The following is a 16,238-nucleotide window of genomic DNA, read 5'->3' as shown; positions in this document are numbered from 1 at the left end:
TTGGAGAACCTGTCAGGCGGGCCAACGGTCCAGGGTCCCGGTAGCCGTTCCGGTGCGCTGCATCCGCTGCAGGCCGAGCCGGTTGCCGAGCAGCGCCGTGACGACGGAGGGCACGACGACGAGGTACATGAGCTGCCGGTAGACGAAGATCTGCAGGGGCAGCGTCCACAGCGGCTCGAACTTCTCCCGGTCGAGGCGGAGCGCGTACACGGCGCTGAAGACCTGTACGGCCGTGAACGCGAGCCACACCGGGGCGGCCTGTCCGGCTCCCTGGAAGAGGAGTCCGTACAGCGCGAAGATGTCGACGAGCGGGGCGAGCAGCGGCAGGATCGTCTGGAGGACCGTGAGGTACGTGAGTCCGCGGCGGCCGAACGTGCCGGCGGGGCCGTTCGATCAGGGCGCGGCGGTGCTTCCACATCGCCCGGAGCGTGCCGTAGCACCAGCGGTAGCGCTGCTTCCACAGCTGGGAGACGGTCGACAGGACCTCGGTTCAGGCGATCGCCGACTCCTCGATGACGGGGCCGCCGGTGAAGAGCCGCTCGGGCGCCTTCCGGCAGGATCCCGCGGGCGGCTGCGTGGCGGCTGTCTCGTGGCGCCCGTAGCCGCTGAACAGCGGGGCGGTGGCGGCGACCGCGAGGGTCAGCAGGAGCAGCACCCAGTGGCCGCGCGGGTTGCGTCTGCGACCTCGCCGGGAGGGGGCGGATCGGGACCGGGTGGGGCGTGAGGGGGTGGAGGTGGTTGAGCGCCTGGCTCGGCTCACTTGGGTCCCTTGGTCGTACCCGAGGAGCTGTGGCCCCGCCCCGGGTTGTCACCGCCGTTTCCCCTGGCCGGTGCTGACGTGGTGGGCGCCGTGGTCGAGGGCGCCGTGCCGGCGGAGGGCGCTGCCGACTGCTTGCCGGTGTCCTTGTCGACGCTCGCGCTGGGGCTCGCGGACGGAGTGCCGGCGGGTGCTGCCGGGTCGCGGGACTTCCCCGGGGTTGCTTCCCGCTCACTGGCGGACGACGAGGGCGAGCGCTCGGCACGCGGCGCCTTCGTGCCGCCCTTGTGCGGCCCCCAGGGCAGCGGGCCGCCGGCAGGTCCCGAGCCGAAGAGCCCGGCGACCACGACGCCGAGAAACACGACGCAGGCCGCGCCGAACCCCACGGCGACGCGCCGCATGAGCTTCCGCCTGCGCCCGGACCCGTCGACGAAGACCGCCCGGCCTTCGTCGGAGGGTACGAGTACGGGCAGGGGCGAGGTGGATATGAGGTCGCCGGCGGGGGCTCCGGCCGGGGCGTCCAGGTATGCCGGGGCGTGGTGCGGCAGGTCCGGGTACGGCTCACTCCGGTAGGGATCACCCTCGTACGGCGCATCCGGGTGCGACCAGGTCGCCGTCGCCGTGCTGGGGGTGCTGCCAGGACATGAGCGCGGAGCGTAGGGAACCGGAGTGCTTCCTGCGAAGCTGTCGGCGAAATGGGGGCAAAGCGACACGCCCGTGATGCCCCACGTGTCCGAAAACACGGAGCGTCCCGCGGTACCCGGCCGTAAGCTCACGGCATGCAGGTGATCCAGTCGACGAAGCTCGCCAATGTCTGTTACGAGATCCGGGGCCCGGTGCTCGAGGAGGCGATGCGTCTGGAGACAGCGGGCCACCGCATCCTCAAGCTCAACACCGGCAACCCGGCCGCCTTCGGCTTCGAGTGCCCGCCCGAGATCCTCGAGGACATGCTCCGCAACCTCGGCGACGCGCACGGCTACGGGGACGCGAAGGGCCTGCTCGCGGCACGCCGCGCGGTGATGATGCACTACCAGACCCTGGGCGTGGAGACCGACGTCGAGAGCGTCTTCATCGGCAACGGCGTCTCCGAGCTGATCGTGATGGCGATGCAGGGGCTCCTCGACGACGGGGACGAGGTCCTCGTCCCCGCGCCGGACTACCCCCTGTGGACGGCCGCGGTCTCCCTCTCCGGCGGCACCGCCGTGCACTATCGCTGCGACGAGCAGTCCGACTGGATGCCCGATCTCGCCGACGTGGAGCGGAAGATCACCGACCGCACCAAGGCGATCGTGATCATCAACCCGAACAACCCGACGGGCGCCGTCTACAGCGACGGCATGCTCCGCGGCCTCACCGACATCGCCCGCCGCCACAACCTCCTGGTCTGCTCGGACGAGATCTACGACAAGATCCTCTACGACGGCGCGACGCACACGCCGACCGCCGCCATCGCCCCGGACCTGCTGACCCTCACCTTCAACGGCATGTCGAAGGCGTACCGGGTGGCCGGCTACCGCGTGGGCTGGATGGCGATCTCCGGGCCGCGCGCGCACGCCGACTCGTACATCGAGGGCCTCACGATCCTGGCGAACATGCGCCTGTGCGCGAACATGCCCGGCCAGCACGGCGTCGTCGCGGCGCTCAGCGGGCGCCAGACGATCAACGACCTGGTGCTCCCCGGCGGCCGCCTGAAGGAGCAGCGGGACACCGCGTACGAGCTGCTGACGCAGATCCCGGGCGTGACGTGCGTGAAGCCGAAGGGCGCGCTGTACCTCTTCCCGCGGCTCGACCCGAAGGTGTTCAAGGTCAAGGACGACCGGCAGATGGTCCTCGACCTGCTGCGCGCCGAGAAGATCATGGTCGTGCACGGTACGGGGTTCAACTGGCCGGAGCCGGATCACTTCCGGGTGGTCACGCTGCCGACGGTCGGCCAGCTCACGGAGGCCGTGACCCGCATCGGCCGCTTCCTGGACGGCTACAGCCAGCCCTGAGCGCCGCCCGCCCCCCTTTCGGGGACAGGACTCAACTTTAGACTGAATCTAAGCTAGGATGGTCTTCAAGCTACCCGCCTGGAGGCCATCCCATGTACGAGCCGATCCGCAGCAAGTCGGTCCATGCCATGGCCGACCCCGGCGACTTTCCGCACCGCTCCCGCGAGGAGGAGCTCGACATCCAGCTCGCGGGGCACCTGGCGGCCCTGCTCGCCGTCACGGACGAGCTGCGCGCCCTGGCTCCGTCCGCCGACCTGGACACGGCGGCCGAGCGCCTCGCCGCACAGGTGGCCCGGCTCCGCGGCGGACGCACCCCCCTGCGGGCGAAGCCGTCCGCAGCGTGCGAGCCCGAGGTTCTGCACGCGCGGGCCCACGCGCTCGCGGGCCGCGCCCTCGTCGTCGCCGCCTCCCGGGCGGACACCGCCGTCGCCATCCTCGCGGCCGAGCGCATGGACGCCCACACCGTCGCGCCGGCCGAGCCGAAGCAGCTCAGCACGGCCCGCTGACCGCTGCGGGTTCCCTCGAACGGCCCCGGTCCGCGTGCACCCTCGCGACGCGCGGACCGGGCGCCCCACAGCATCCGTTCCGGCCGACGACCCCGCCGATCCATCGGCGGGAGCATGAAGAAGGCCGGCCTCCCGTACCCGGGAAGCCGGCCGGACCCCACTGGGCCGATGCTCAGGGGCAACTGATGCGCGTGTCACCCGGGTCAGTGCTGCAGTTGTCGAAGTTGGGGCCACCGTTGGCCGTGTCGTTGCCGGACACGCTGTCGGTGGTGACGATCCGGTCGGAGCCGTAATTGCCGTACACGGTGTCGTTCCCGGCGTTGCCGTACAGGGTGTCGTCGCCGGAGCCGCCGTCGATGTTGTCGTTGCCGTAGTCGCCGTAGACGACGTCGGAGCCGCCGTTCGCGGTGATGGTGTCGTTGCCTCCCAGGCCACAGATCACGTCGCGGCCGGACGTGCCGCTGAGGGTGTCCGCCCCGCTGGTGCCGACGATCGTGCAGCCCCGGGAGTTGCTGACGGTGCTCGTCGCCGTGGTCGTGTTGTTGCCGCTCGCGGGGTCGGTCTCGTTGGCGCGGACCGTGGCGGCGTTCGTGAGCGTGCCGGTGGTCCGGGGTTCGCCGACCACCGTGACCGTGGCGGTCGCGCCCGGGGCCAGCGTGTTCAGGGAGCAGGTGGCGCTGGTGGCGGTGGTGGTGCAGCTGCCCTGCGCGGTCGTGGCCGACACCAGGGTCGCACCGGCTCCGGAGAGCGTGTCGCTCAGTGCGACTCCGGTGGCGGACGCGGTGGAGGTGGCGGCGTTGGTCACGCGCACGGTGTAAGTGGCCCGGTCGCCCAGGGTGACGGAGGACGGCCCGGTCTTGGTGACCGAGAGGTCGGCGGTGGGCGGGGGCGGCGGGGTCCCGCCACCCTGGTAGCGGGCCAGGGCGAAGTCGATGTTCGTTCCGCCCTGGCCGGCGGCGACGATCGCGCCGTCGGACTGGAGCGCCACGCCGTGGGCGACGTCGGTGGCGCCGAAGCCCGTGATCGCCTTGCCGCCGGCGCCGAAGCCGCTGTCCAGGCTGCCGTCGGTGTTGTAGCGCAGGACCGCGAAGTCGTCGCCGGAGCGGCCGGCGACGACGATCCGCCCGTCGCTCTGCAGCTTCATGTCCTCGGCGCTGCCACCGGGGGTGACGACCCGGCCGTCGCCGTCGAAGCTGGTGTCCAGGGTGCCGTTGGTGGTGTAGCGGGCCACCGCGAACCGGTCGCCGCTCGCGCCGGCCGCGACGATCTTGCCGTCGGACTGGACCGCCAGCGCCTCCGCGGAGTCGTAGTCCCCGAGGTCGGTGCGCTGGATGCCGTTGCTGCCGAACCCGGTGTCGAGGCTGCCGTCGTGGTTGTAGCGGATGAGCGCGAAGTCGAAGCGGGTCGTCCCGACCTCGCCCCCGACGAGGATCTTTCCGTCGGGTTGCAGGACCAGGGCCCGCCCGTCGCCGCCTTCCTCCGTGGACGGCCCTGCCGGATTGGTGGTCACCATGCCGTCGCCGCCGCCGAAACTCGGGTCCGGGTTGCCCTCTGAGGTGTAGCGGGCCACCGCGGCCTGGCCACCGACATAGCCGGCGGCGACGATCTTTTCGACGCCGGTGTCGGGGTCGGTCTCGATGGCGACGTCCGTCGCCTCTTCGGGTTGGCCGAAGTCGGTGAACACCCTGCCGTCGCCGCCGCCGAAACTCGTGTCCAGCGAGCCGTTGCTGTTGTACCGGGCCACCACGAACCAGCAGCAGTTCTCGTACCCTCGCCAAGCGCCGCCCGCCACCACGATCTTGCCGTCGGACTGCAGCGCCACGGCGCGGGCCTCGCCCCACTGGAACGGGAACTCTTCGGGCGGGAACCTGTTGTTGATGGCGGTCTTCACCTTGCCGCCGCTGCCGAAGCTGGTGTCCAGGGTGCCATCGGCGTTGTGGCGGGTCAGCGCGAAGTCGCTCTCCTGGCTGGAGCTGTCTTCGGAAGCGCCGACGGAGACGATCTTGCCGTCGGGCTGCACCGTCACGTCGTTGGCGTGGTCGGTGCCGCCGAGACCGGTGAGGACCTTGCCGCCGCTGCCGAAGCCGGGGTCCAGGTCGCCGGGGGCGGCGACCGCCGCGCCGGGCAGGGCCAGGACGAGCGCCAGGACGGTGGCCGCCACCGTCCCGGCGCGGGCCGTGAGGGACCGGTGGCGCGGTGCGGAGCTTCGGCGCCACCCTGATCGCGCAGGACGGGTGAGCGATCTCAGACGAAGTGCGACCGATCGCACCTGAGGTGTGAACATGGGCGACAGCCTCGCGCCCCTCACACACAAGCCCGTCTGCCACGAGCCGCCTTGCGCCCACCGGGCGCAGCAAAGTACCCACGCGGGTGAGGGCCCGGCGCCCGTCGGACGAACAGGGCCCCGCACGCCGTTGTGCGGGGCCCTGTCACCTGTCGTGCTCCGAGGGGCGTCAGCCCAGGCGCTTCACCAGCGCCCGGTACTCGTCCCACAGCTCCTTCGGCGTGTGGTCACCGAAGGTGTTGAGGTGCTCGGGGACCAGAGAGGCCTCATCGCGCCACACCTCCTTGTCGACCGTCAGCAGGAAGTCGAGGTCGGAGTCGGCCAGGTCGAGGCCGTCCGTGTCGAGGGAGTCACGCGTCGGCAGGATGCCGATCGGCGACTCGACGCCCTCGGCCTTGCCCTCCAGGCGCTCGACGATCCACTTCAGGACGCGGCTGTTCTCACCGAAGCCGGGCCACACGAACTTGCCCGCGTCGTTCTTGCGGAACCAGTTCACGTAGTAGATCTTCGGCAGCTTCGCCTGGTCCTTGTCCTTGGCCACGTCGACCCAGTGGGCCATGTAGTCGCCCATGTTGTAGCCGCAGAACGGGAGCATCGCGAACGGGTCGCGGCGCAGCTCGCCGACCTTGCCCTCGGCGGCGGCGGTCTTCTCGGAGGCGACGTTCGCTCCGAGGAACACGCCGTGGTTCCAGTCGAAGGACTCGGTCACCAGCGGCACGGCGGAGGCGCGGCGGCCGCCGAAGAGGATCGCCGAGATCGGCACGCCCTTCGGGTCCTCCCACTCGGGCGCGATGATCGGGCACTGCGAGGCGGGGGTGGTGAAGCGCGCGTTCGGGTGCGCGGCCGGGACGCCCGACTCGGGGGTCCAGTCGTTGCCCTTCCAGTCGGTGAGGTGCGCCGGAGTCTCCTCCGTCATGCCCTCCCACCAGATGTCGTTGTCGTCGGTGAGCGCGACGTTCGTGAAGACGGAGTTGCCCCACAGCGTCTTCATGGCGTTGGCGTTGGTGTGCTCGCCGGTGCCGGGCGCGACACCGAAGAAGCCGGCCTCGGGGTTGATCGCGTAGAGGCGGCCGTCCTCGCCGAACCGCATCCAGGCGATGTCGTCGCCGATGGTCTCGACGGTCCAGCCGGAGATCGTGGGCTCCAGCATGGCGAGGTTGGTCTTGCCGCACGCGCTCGGGAAGGCGGCGGCGACGTACTTCGACTCACCGTGCGGCGGCGTCAGCTTGAGGATGAGCATGTGCTCGGCGAGCCAGCCCTCGTCGCGCGCCATCACGGACGCGATGCGCAGGGCGTAGCACTTCTTGCCGAGCAGGGCGTTGCCGCCGTAGCCGGAGCCGTACGACCAGATTTCGCGGCTCTCCGGGAAGTGCGAGATGTACTTGGTGGAGTTGCAGGGCCACGGCACGTCCTGCTGGCCCTCCTCCAGGGGCGCGCCCAGCGTGTGGACGGCCTTCACGAAGAAGCCGTCGGTGCCGAGCTCGTCGAGGACGGGCCGGCCCATGCGCGTCATGGTGCGCATCGAAACGGCGACGTACGCGGAGTCGGTGATCTCGACGCCGATCGCGGAGAGCTCCGAGCCGAGCGGGCCCATGCAGAACGGGACGACGTACATCGTCCGGCCCTTCATCGAGCCGCGGAAGATGCCGCCGTCGCCCTCGCTGCCCTGAAAGATCTCGCGCATCTCCGCGGGGGCTTTCCAGTGGTTGGTGGGGCCCGCGTCCTGCTCCTTCTCGGAGCAGATGAACGTCCGGTCCTCGACGCGCGCGACGTCGGTCGGGTCGGAGGCGGCGTAGTACGAGTTCGGGCGCTTGATCGGGTCGAGCTTCTTGAACGTTCCCTTGTCGACCAGTTCCTCTGCGAGGCGCTCGTACTCGGCCTCTGACCCGTCGCACCAGACCACCCGGTCCGGCTGCGTCAGTTCAGCGATCTCGTTGACCCACGAGATCAGTTCCTGGTGCTTGGTGGGGACATTGCCCAAAGAAACGGGAGCCGCGATGTCGCGCGCCACGATTGCTCCTAAATGAGGGGTTTTTGTGTTGTTGCCCCTTGGGGGCTGCGACCCGGATGCTTCACGTGTTGATCCCTCTGGCGCTCATCCGGTGCCGACCGCACTCATATGATCATCCGACGCGGGCGCCCATATGTCCAGAGGGCCTCACAGCTGAGCGAAGTGAGGATCGCCACTCGTATGCGTCACTGACCGCCACTCGCATTCGTCACTTACGGTCCCGTAGGTACGATGCGGCACATGACTGCCGCCACGCCATCCGAAGTGACCGCGACAGAGCCCGTTCCGGTGAAACCCCGGCTGCGCGGCTGGCTGCACGCGGGGATGTTCCCCGCAGTCGTCATCTCCGGCCTGGTGCTGACCGCGCTCGCGGACTCCACCCGCGGCCGGATCGCGTGCGGGATCTACGTCCTCACAGCCTGCCTGCTCTTCGGCGTGAGCGCGCTCTACCACCGGGGCAACTGGGGCCCGCGCGCGGACGGCGTACTGCGCCGCCTCGACCACGCGAACATCTTCCTGATCATCGCGGGCACCTACACGCCGCTCACGATGCTGCTGCTCCCCGAGGCCAAGGGCCAGTGGCTGCTGTGGGGCATCTGGGCCGCCGCCGCGGCGGGCATCGTCTTCCGCGTCTTCTGGGTCGGCGCCCCGCGCTGGCTCTACACCCCCTGCTACATCGCGATGGGGTGGGCGGCCGTCTTCTTCCTGCCCGACTTCCTGCACGCGGGCGGCACGGCCGTGCTCGTCTGCGTGATCGTCGGCGGGCTTCTCTACAGCGCGGGCGGCGTGATCTACGGGATCAAGCGCCCGAACCCGTCACCGCGCTGGTTCGGCTTCCACGAGGTCTTCCACTCGCTCACGCTCGCGGCGTTCGTCGTGCACTACGTCGGCATCTCGCTGGTGGCGTACCAGCACGCCTGAGGCCGCCGCCCCGCGGCTGGACCGACCCTGTGGCGCTGGCCCCTGTTCGCGGCCCCCGTCGCCCTGGTCACGGCCCTCGTCCTGCGCGAGCGGCGCAGCGAGCGGCCGCTCCTCGACCTCACCCTGCCGGCCGGCCGCGGCTTCCTGCTCAACACGCTCGCGGCCACCCTCGGCATGAACATCGTGCTGCTCGTCGTGGGCGCCGCGTCGCTGGTCACCGCCCTGCTCGCGGCCGCGCTGCTCCCCCGTACCGCGCCGTCCGCCGGCGTGGCCCCGGCCCCCGGTGATGCCCGAGAATGAGCCCCATGGCCGCCTCCACACGCTCCACCCCCGCCGCCGACCACCCCGGGATGGGCCTACGCGAACGCAAGAAGCTCAAGACCCGGGTCGCGATCAGGGACGCGACGTACCGCCTGATCACCGAGCAGGGGTACGACGCGACGACGGTCGAGCAGATCGCCGAGGCCGCGGAGGTGTCGCCGTCCACGGTGTTCCGGTACTTCCCGACCAAGGAGGACATCGTCCTCACGGACGAGTACGACGCGGTCCTGGAGGCCGAGCTGCGGGCGCGGCCTTCGGACGAGTCGATCATCGACTCGCTGAAGCACGTGACCGCGCAGGCCGTGCACCTCGGGTTCGACGACAATCCCGAGATGTCACGCCTGCGGACCAGGCTCCAGGTCGAGGTGCCCGCAGTGCGCTCCCGGATGATGGAGTCCATGTCCGTCACCGGGCAACTGCTGTGCCGGGTGATCGGCGAGCGCACCGGCCGCGACGCCGACAGCCTTGAGGTTCGCGTCTACGCGATGGCGCTGGTCGGCGCGCTCATGGAAGCCACCCTGTACTGGGCCGAGCACGGCCACCAGGAAGAGCTGCGCGACCTGCTGGACCGGACGCTGGAGACGTTCAGGACCGGCCTCTAGGCGCCGGACACCCCCTGGCGCCTGGCAGCGCCCGGCCCGTTTCAGTCCTGCAGCTTCGCCGCGAGCTCCTGGGCGTCGGTGACAGGGGCGTCGCAGGTGAAGTTGCGGCACACGTACGCGGCCGGGCGGCCGTCGACGAGCGGCCGGTCCGCCAGCAACGGCAGTTCGCCGGAGCCCGCTTCGCCCACCGCGACAACCGCGCCCGGCGCCGTGCCGAGCAGCGCCGTGCGATGAAGTTCACCGCCGATCTCGCCCACGACGGCGACCTCCTTCGGCCCGTCGAGCAGCGCCTCCGCGACGGCGAGCCCGTGCCCGATGAAACGCGGGGCACGCGGCCCGAGCGCCCGCACCACACCCAACGCCCGCTCGGCGGCGGTGCGATGGGGCTCCGAACCGGTCTGAGCCGCGTACGAGAGCAGCGCGCCCGCCGCCGCGCTCCAGCCCGAGGGCGTGGCGTTGTCGGTCGGGTCCTGCGGCCTGCGGATCAGCTGCTCCGCGTCCGCCGCCGTGTCGTACAGGGCGCCGGACTCCGCGTCGGTGAACTGGTCGAGGACGTGGTCCAGGAGGAACCCGGCGAACTCCAGCCAGACCCCCTCGCCCGTCACGGACGCCAGCGTGAGGAAGCCCTCGGCGACATCCGCGTAGTCCTCGAGGACCCCGGCGTTCGCGCCGGCCCGGCCGTCCTTGCTGGTACGGGCGATGCGCGCCCGCGCGTCCATGTGGAGCCGTACGAGCAGGTCGGCGGCGGCGAGTGCGGCCTGCACCAGGTCCGGCCGGTCGAAGTACGCGCCGGTCTCCGCGAGCGCGGCGATCGCCAGGCCGTTCCACGCGGCGACGACCTTGTCGTCCCGCCCGGGGGCCGGCCGCTCGGCGCGCGCGGCGAACAGCCTGCGCCGGACGTCCTCCATGCGCGCGGCGTCGAACTCGGCCTCTTGCTGCGGGAGTTGGAGGACGGAAGCGCCCTCCTCGAAGGTGCCCTGCTGCGTCACGCCGAAGTACTCGGCGGCCAGCTCGGCGTCCGCGTCGCCGAGCACCTCGCGCAGCTGCCCCGGCGTCCACACATAGAACGCGCCCTCGACGTGGCGGCCGTCGGCGTCCTCGCTGTCCGCGTCCAGCGCGGACGCGAACCCGCCCTCGTTCGTCCGCAGCTCCCGCACCATGAAGTCCGCGGTCTCCAGTGCGACCCGCCTGGCCGTCTCCGAACCCGTGGCCCGCCACAGATGCGCGTAGGCGCGGCACAACAGCGCGTTGTCGTAGAGCATCTTCTCGAAGTGGGGCACGACCCATTCGCGGTCGACGGAGTAGCGCGCGAAACCGCCGCCCAGCTGGTCGTAGATCCCGCCGTGCGCCATCCGCTCGCACGTGTCGTCGGCCATCTGGAGCGCGCCCTCGGCGCCGGTGCGGGCGTAGTGGCGCAGCAGGAACTCGATCACCATCGACGGCGGGAACTTGGGGGCGCCGCCGAATCCGCCGTTCGCCTCGTCGTACTCGCGGGTCAGGCCGAGCAGCGCCTGCGCGAGCTCGCCCTCGCCGGGGATCTGCGTGTCCCCGTACGGCAGCTCGCGCCCGGCCAGATCGCCCACGATCTTCGCGGCGACCTCGGCGACCTCGTCCTTGCGCTCGGCCCACGCCTGCGCCACGCCCTCCAGGATCTGCGGGAAGGACGCCATTCCGTGCCGCGGCTCGGGCGGGAAGTAGGTGCCGAAGTAGAACGGCTCGGCTTCGGGCGTGAGGAACACGGTCATGGGCCAGCCGCCCTGGCCGGTGGCGGCCTGCACGGCCTCCATGTAGACGGCGTCGACGTCGGGGCGCTCCTCGCGGTCGACCTTGATGCTGACGAAGCGGTCGTTCATGAGGGCGGCGGTCGTCTCGTCCTCGAAGGACTCGTGCGCCATGACGTGGCACCAGTGGCAGCTGGAGTATCCGACGCTGAGCAGCACCGGGACCCCGCGCCGCCGCGCCTCCTCGAAGGCGTCGGCCGACCAGGGCCACCAGTCGACGGGGTTGTCGGCATGCTGGAGAAGGTAGGGGGACGTCTCATGGGCCAGTCGGTTCGGCATGCGCCCCATCCTCGCGCACACCGGTCGCCGATCGGCCCTTTGATCCCGGGCCTCTCGCGCCGTGACCCCATACGCAGCACACTTGACGCGGAACCGTTGCCGCCGGAGGGGGACCTGAGATGCGAGACAGCCATCGGGCGGAAGCCGAGGGGCTGTTGGCCCGGGCCGTGGAGGAAGAAGTACGGCGTTCGGGCGGGCGCACGGACGGCGGGGTGCTGCTGTCCCGTGCGCGCGGTGCGCTCGACGCCATGGCGGAGACCGCCACCGAGGAGTACACGCAGTACACACACGCCCTGGACGAGGCCGAGGCCGGGCAGATGTCGTTCGGGCAGCGCTTCGCCCAGGAGCGGGGATCGACTCCGCTGCTGGTCACGGCCGTTGCCGCGGTGGGCGCCTGCCTGGCCGACCTGCTGCTCGGCACGGGCGCGGGGACCGCGGTCGGCGCGGGCGCGGCCGTCGCCGTGCTGGGCGCCGCCACGACCGTCGCGAAGGTGACGGCCTCTCACGTGCCCGCCGCGAGCCGCCGCGCCGGGGCGAGGAGCCAGCCCGGCGGGCCCGAACAGCTGAGACTGCAGTGGCTGACGGCGCTCGACGTGCGGGGGATCCGGCCCTTCCTCGATCAGCAGCGCGTCCTCGCCGCCACCGCGGGGACCGGCGCGAAGAAGCCGACACCGCAGTTGCGCCGTACCGACAAGAGCGCGGCGGCCAGGCGGCGCAACGTCCTGGAGCAGTCTTTCGGCCAACTCCCGGAGCCGCAGGGCCCGTTCGCGGGCCGCAGGGCGCAGATGCAGCGCATCGCCCAGTGGGTGCACGCGGCGCGCGCGAGCACCGAGACCCGGCCCACCGTCGTCGTGCTGCACGGCGCGCCCGGCTCCGGCCGCACGACGCTCGCGGTGCGGGCGGCGCACGAGCTGCGCGACCAGTTCCGCGGCGCGTGCGTCGTGGACCTGCGGGGCGACGCGCCCGAGGCCCCGCTGTCGACGCGGGACGCGCTGCTCCATCTGCTGAACCGGCTCGGCGCGCCGCGCGAGCAGCTGCTCTTCCGGGAGCGTTCCTCGCAGGAGCAGCAGGTGCGGCGCCTCAGCGAGCTGTACCACCAGCATCTGACGGGGCTCGCGGTCACGGTCGTCCTGGACGACGCGAACGACGCGGAGCAGGTGCGCACGCTGATCCCCGAGCGGTCCGACAGCCTCGTCCTGGTGACGGCGCGCAAGCCGCTCGACCTGCCGGCGGACGTCCCGGCGTGGGTGCACCAGGTGCCGGTGGACGCGCTGGACGCGGCGGGCTCGGAGGAACTGCTGCGCGAGTCCGCGGAGGACGACTCGGGGCCCTACGACTCCGAATCATCGGACACGGTAAGGGAGTTGTGCGGTGGTCTGCCGCTGGCGCTGTGCATCGCGGGCTCCGCGATCGGGCCGCGCACGACGCGCGCACTGGCGTCCGACCTGGGCGCGTACGGGCCCGTGGAGCCGGTCGAACGGGTGCTGTGGCTGCGCTACACCGACCAGCCGGAGGCGGCCCGGCGGCTGCTGCGGCGGCTCGCGCTGGCCGGGCGGGCCTCGCTCGGTGCGGCCGCGGCGGCCGCGCTCCTCGCGACGGACGAGTCGGAGGCCTCCCGCCATCTGACGGCGCTGTCGCGCGCCGGGCTGATCGACCACGTGCGGGGCAGCCGGTACCGGCTGCACGACCTCGTCCGCTCCTTCGCGCAGGCCCGTCTCCTCGACGAGGAGGAACCGGCCGAGCGGACGGCCGCTCAGGAACGCCTCATCCAGAACTACGCGGAGCTCGCGGACTCGGTGATCCGGCTCGTCGACGGCAAGATGTCGACGCGCGCCGGCCAGGTCGGCCCGCACGGCTTCACCTCGCTGGACGCCGCGCTGCGCTGGCTCGACGACGAGTCCAGCTTCATCACGGCGACGCTGCGTGGCACGGAGGGCGTCGACCAGGCGGCCGTGCTCAATCTGCTCGGCGCCCTGTGCGACTACTGCCTGTTGCGCGGCGACCTCTACCGGCTCGGCGAGATCAGCGAGCTCACCCAGGCCGTCGACCAGGGGCTTCTCGTGCGCTCGGTCCAGTGGCGCACGGGTATCGCGGCGCGCCAGCTCGGCGAGCTCGACAAGGCGCGTACGACGCTGGCGTCCGTGGTGGACCTCTACTTCGAGGCGCACCACAACGCGGGCGCGGCCCGCGCCCTGTGTTCGCTGGGCATCACGCTGCACCACCAGGGTCAGCTCAAGGAGGCGGCGGCGAAGCTCCGCGAGGCCCTCGACCTCCAGGTCACGGAGGAGACGGCGGGCGACCGGGGCTGGACGATGCATGCGCTCGCCGCGGTGGAGCGCGACCGGGCCCACGTACAAGAGGCGCTCGATCTGCTGACCTCGGCGCTGGCCCTGCACCGCGAGAACGAGTCCGTGCACGGCGAGGCGTGGGCGCACTTCCAGCTGGGGCAGCTGTGCCTGCGCATCGGCGACGTGCCGGGCGCGGAGCGTGAGCTGCGCACCGCGCTCGACCTGTACAGCCGTACGCGCGACAGCCGCGGCGAGGCGTGGGCGCTCACGCAGCTGGCGCGGGTGCACCTGGTGGACGGCGATGCGTCGGCGGCCGTCGACGGACTGCGCCAGGCCGCCTCGCGCCACCGCGACAACGAGGACGCGCGCGGCGAGGCCTGGACGCTCTACTACCTGGGCCAGGCCCTGGAGGAGAGCGGCAACCTCGACCAGGCGGTACGCGAGCTGGAGCGCTCCCGCACGATGTTCTCGCGGATGCGCGACGTGTACGGGCTCGCCTGCGCCCGCCACCACTCGGCCCGGGTCACGCGTGACCAGCGCGCCGCGCAGACGGGCTCGCTGCGCAACTCCGGGTTCGCGCGCCAGCTCCTGGTCGACGCCCGCGCCGACTTCCAGCGCATCGGCGTCGCGCACGGCGAGGGGTGGACGTGCCTGGAACTGGCGGTGGTGGACGCGGGCAACGGGCGCGCGGCCCAGGCCCTGACCCTGTGCGAGGAGGCGGCGGCGCTGTTCGCGTCGTACGGCGACCGCCGCGGTGAGGACTGGGCGGACTTCCTGCGGTGCACGCTGCTGCCGTACGCGTCCCCGGGCGGCTCGGAGATCGGCACGGCCGTGGCGCAGGAAGAGCTGTCCCAGCTCGCCCGCGCCACCCACGCCGGCCGGGACGCCAAGCTCGACGACTACGTGGAGGCCTACCAGCTCCTCCTGGAACGCGGCGCGGATCTGGAGGCAGGCTGGCAGGCCTGGCGCCTGGGCATGGTCCCCAAACGCCACGCCCGCGACGTGATGGGCGTGGAGGTGGGGGCGGTGAGGTGAGAGGGCGGGGCACTGCTGGGCGGCGCGTGACGCGAGGACGCTCAGCGCGAGACGGTGCGTGGCGCGAGGGCGCGAGGCGCTTCGGGGGCCTGAGCGCGTAGGGCCGGGGATGTGGCGCCGGATACGAGGGGGCTGCGGGCGCGCGCGAGCGTGCCAGCGCAGCGCGAAAGCGCTCGGCGCGGCTCACTGCCGTGCCGAGCGTGTTCCGTTCAGCGGGGCGTCAGCCCTTGGCGGGCGAGGCCGGGGAGCCGGCCGCGGGGTCCGCGGCGGCGTCCGTCTTCTCCTTGAAGTCGACCTTGCCCATGTGGCGGTTCATCGACTTCATCAGGCCCCAGACGGCGACGGCCATCACCGCGAAGACGATGAAACCGAGGACACCCGGGGTCACCTTGTTCTCGTCGACCTCCTTGGCGAGGGGGACGAGGTGCGTCATTGCCAGGCTTGCGCTTGCGCTCATGTCAGGCATTGTCGCGGATGCCCGCAAAGAGGTCGTCCTCGGGGAGGGAGGTATCGACGAAAGACTTCGCGAGCTCGTACTCCTCGGTCGGCCACACCGCCCGCTGGAGCTCCATCGGGACCCGGAACCAGCCGCCGTCGGGGTCGATCTGCGTGGCGTGCGCGATCAGCGCCTTGTCGCGGATCTCATAGAAGTCGGCGCACGGAATGTGCGTGGTGAGCGTCCGCTCGACCCGCTCGAACTCGTCCCACCGCTTGAGCCACTCCGCGTAGGGCGACTCCAGGCCGTTGTCGAGCATCGCCTGGTGCAGCGCCTCGGTGCGCGGGCGGTTGAAGCCCTGGTTGTAGTAGAGCTTCTGCGGCTGGTAGGCCGCGCCGTACTCGGACTCCGGGTACTTCTCGGTGTCCGCCGCGCCCTCGAAAGCCACCATCGAGATCTTGTGGGTCATGATGTGGTCGGGGTGCGGGTAGCCCCCGTTCTCGTCGTACGTCGTGACGACCTGCGGACGGAACGAGCGGATCTGCCTGACCAGCTCCCCGGCGGCCTTGTCGACGTCCTCGAGCGCGAAGCAGCCGTCGGGCAGCGGCGGCAGCGGGTCGCCCTCGGGCAGGCCCGAGTCGACGAAGCCCAGCCACTCCTGGTCGACGCCCAGGATCTCGCGGGCCTCGTCCATCTCCTTCTTGCGTACCTCGTGGATGTTCTCCTCGATGTACGTGTCCCCCTGAAGCTTCGGGTTGAGGATGGAGCCGCGTTCCCCGCCCGTGCAGGTCACGACAAGGACGGCCACCCCCTCGGACACGTACTTGGCCATGGTGGCCGCGCCCTTCGACGACTCGTCGTCGGGGTGGGCGTGAACGGCCATCAGTCGCAGCTGCTCAGTCAAGACAAGATCCTCAGTGAATGACTCGGTGAATAAGGCGCCCTCGGTCATACAGCGCATTGGGCGGCTTCTATAGTGACGGAACCGGGGGGCGGAAAATTCCGGCAGTCTGTCCGGGGCCGGTC

At 71.4% G+C, this 16,238-nt stretch carries 13 protein-coding genes and 1 pseudogene; 6 read left to right on the top strand and 8 right to left on the bottom strand.

From position 1 onward, the window contains the following. Nucleotides 1-12: 12 nt before the first annotated feature. The 3 genes and pseudogenes from ACWIGU_RS31815 to ACWIGU_RS31805 all read right to left on the bottom strand — a co-directional run. Nucleotides 13-517 (bottom strand): annotated as a pseudogene (locus ACWIGU_RS31815) (glycosyltransferase); the annotation flags it as partial. Then, nucleotides 491-655 (bottom strand): hypothetical protein, encoded by a 165-nt coding sequence (locus ACWIGU_RS31810; protein ID WP_454405331.1) that lies wholly within the window; start codon nucleotides 653-655, stop codon nucleotides 491-493. The pseudogene ACWIGU_RS31815 and the gene ACWIGU_RS31810, both read right to left, overlap by 27 nt. A gap of 101 nt (nucleotides 656-756) precedes the next feature. Then, complete coding sequence (locus tag ACWIGU_RS31805) at nucleotides 757-1,500, bottom strand: hypothetical protein (protein ID WP_454405128.1); 744 nt, start codon at nucleotides 1,498-1,500, stop codon at nucleotides 757-759. Between the two features lie 36 nt (nucleotides 1,501-1,536). On the opposite strand from ACWIGU_RS31805, the gene ACWIGU_RS31800 reads away from it, so the two are divergent. Both ACWIGU_RS31800 and ACWIGU_RS31795 read left to right on the top strand, forming a co-directional pair. Further along, nucleotides 1,537-2,748 (top strand): pyridoxal phosphate-dependent aminotransferase, encoded by a 1,212-nt coding sequence (locus ACWIGU_RS31800; RefSeq protein ID WP_454405127.1) that lies wholly within the window; start codon nucleotides 1,537-1,539, stop codon nucleotides 2,746-2,748. 92 nt (nucleotides 2,749-2,840) lie between these two features. Then, nucleotides 2,841-3,254 (top strand): SCO4983 family protein, encoded by a 414-nt coding sequence (locus tag ACWIGU_RS31795; RefSeq protein ID WP_454405126.1) that lies wholly within the window; start codon nucleotides 2,841-2,843, stop codon nucleotides 3,252-3,254. Between the two features lie 172 nt (nucleotides 3,255-3,426). Here ACWIGU_RS31795 and ACWIGU_RS31790 read toward each other — a convergent pair whose 3' ends face one another. Both ACWIGU_RS31790 and ACWIGU_RS31785 read right to left on the bottom strand, forming a co-directional pair. Then, on the bottom strand, nucleotides 3,427-5,415 hold the full coding sequence (locus ACWIGU_RS31790; protein WP_454405125.1) for a calcium-binding protein: 1,989 nt from the start codon (nucleotides 5,413-5,415) through the stop codon (nucleotides 3,427-3,429). A gap of 292 nt (nucleotides 5,416-5,707) precedes the next feature. Next, on the bottom strand, nucleotides 5,708-7,549 hold the full coding sequence (locus ACWIGU_RS31785; RefSeq protein WP_454405124.1) for a phosphoenolpyruvate carboxykinase (GTP): 1,842 nt from the start codon (nucleotides 7,547-7,549) through the stop codon (nucleotides 5,708-5,710). Nucleotides 7,550-7,780: 231 nt separating this feature from the next. On the opposite strand from ACWIGU_RS31785, the gene trhA reads away from it, so the two are divergent. The 3 genes from trhA (at nucleotide 7,781) to ACWIGU_RS31770 (ending at nucleotide 9,393) form a co-directional block, all read left to right on the top strand. Further along, nucleotides 7,781-8,470: a PAQR family membrane homeostasis protein TrhA gene (gene trhA / locus ACWIGU_RS31780; protein ID WP_326774334.1), complete on the top strand. Its 690-nt coding sequence runs from the start codon at nucleotides 7,781-7,783 to the stop codon at nucleotides 8,468-8,470. Between the two features lie 174 nt (nucleotides 8,471-8,644). Beyond that, a complete protein-coding gene (locus tag ACWIGU_RS31775; RefSeq protein WP_454405123.1) occupies nucleotides 8,645-8,770 on the top strand; it encodes a hypothetical protein in 126 nt (41 codons plus the stop codon). Between the two features lie 5 nt (nucleotides 8,771-8,775). Then, entirely contained in the window at nucleotides 8,776-9,393 is a 618-nt protein-coding gene (locus ACWIGU_RS31770; protein ID WP_454405122.1) for a TetR/AcrR family transcriptional regulator, read from the top strand. 41 nt (nucleotides 9,394-9,434) lie between these two features. Here the strand turns inward: ACWIGU_RS31770 and ACWIGU_RS31765 are convergent, their stop codons facing one another. Then, complete coding sequence (locus ACWIGU_RS31765; protein ID WP_454405121.1) at nucleotides 9,435-11,453, bottom strand: thioredoxin domain-containing protein; 2,019 nt, start codon at nucleotides 11,451-11,453, stop codon at nucleotides 9,435-9,437. 119 nt (nucleotides 11,454-11,572) lie between these two features. Here ACWIGU_RS31765 and ACWIGU_RS31760 point away from each other — a divergent pair, with 119 nt between their 5' ends. Next, the gene (locus ACWIGU_RS31760) at nucleotides 11,573-14,776 is read left to right on the top strand and encodes a tetratricopeptide repeat protein (RefSeq protein WP_454405120.1); all 3,204 of its coding nucleotides are present in this window, start codon (nucleotides 11,573-11,575) and stop codon (nucleotides 14,774-14,776) included. Between the two features lie 220 nt (nucleotides 14,777-14,996). Here the strand turns inward: ACWIGU_RS31760 and ACWIGU_RS31755 are convergent, their stop codons facing one another. Both ACWIGU_RS31755 and mca read right to left on the bottom strand, forming a co-directional pair. Continuing rightward, the gene (locus ACWIGU_RS31755; RefSeq protein ID WP_356289583.1) at nucleotides 14,997-15,242 is read right to left on the bottom strand and encodes a hypothetical protein; all 246 of its coding nucleotides are present in this window, start codon (nucleotides 15,240-15,242) and stop codon (nucleotides 14,997-14,999) included. Next, complete coding sequence (mca, locus tag ACWIGU_RS31750) at nucleotides 15,235-16,095, bottom strand: mycothiol conjugate amidase Mca (protein WP_454405325.1); 861 nt, start codon at nucleotides 16,093-16,095, stop codon at nucleotides 15,235-15,237. Before mca ends, ACWIGU_RS31755 begins: the two co-directional genes overlap by 8 nt. Nucleotides 16,096-16,238: the final 143 nt, after the last annotated feature.

The sequence above is a fragment of the Streptomyces sp. NPDC055400 genome (assembly GCF_053644375.1).
The sequence above is the reverse complement of the archived record's forward strand: the minus strand, read 5'-3'. Positions and strand labels throughout refer to the sequence as shown.

Bases quoted from the DNA above. Each gene is read 5' to 3' on its own strand.
- ACWIGU_RS31770 (WP_454405122.1), top strand. From the start codon at position 8,776: ATGGCCGCCTCCACACGCTCCACCCCCGCCGCCGACCACCCCGGGATG.
- mca (WP_454405325.1), bottom strand. From the start codon at position 16,095: ATGGCCGTTCACGCCCACCCCGACGACGAGTCGTCGAAGGGCGCGGCC.
- trhA (WP_326774334.1), top strand. From the start codon at position 7,781: ATGCGGCACATGACTGCCGCCACGCCATCCGAAGTGACCGCGACAGAG.
- ACWIGU_RS31765 (WP_454405121.1), bottom strand. From the start codon at position 11,453: ATGCCGAACCGACTGGCCCATGAGACGTCCCCCTACCTTCTCCAGCAT.
- ACWIGU_RS31755 (WP_356289583.1), bottom strand. From the start codon at position 15,242: ATGCCTGACATGAGCGCAAGCGCAAGCCTGGCAATGACGCACCTCGTC.
- ACWIGU_RS31800 (WP_454405127.1), top strand. From the start codon at position 1,537: ATGCAGGTGATCCAGTCGACGAAGCTCGCCAATGTCTGTTACGAGATC.
- ACWIGU_RS31795 (WP_454405126.1), top strand. From the start codon at position 2,841: ATGTACGAGCCGATCCGCAGCAAGTCGGTCCATGCCATGGCCGACCCC.
- ACWIGU_RS31775 (WP_454405123.1), top strand. From the start codon at position 8,645: ATGAACATCGTGCTGCTCGTCGTGGGCGCCGCGTCGCTGGTCACCGCC.
- ACWIGU_RS31760 (WP_454405120.1), top strand. From the start codon at position 11,573: ATGCGAGACAGCCATCGGGCGGAAGCCGAGGGGCTGTTGGCCCGGGCC.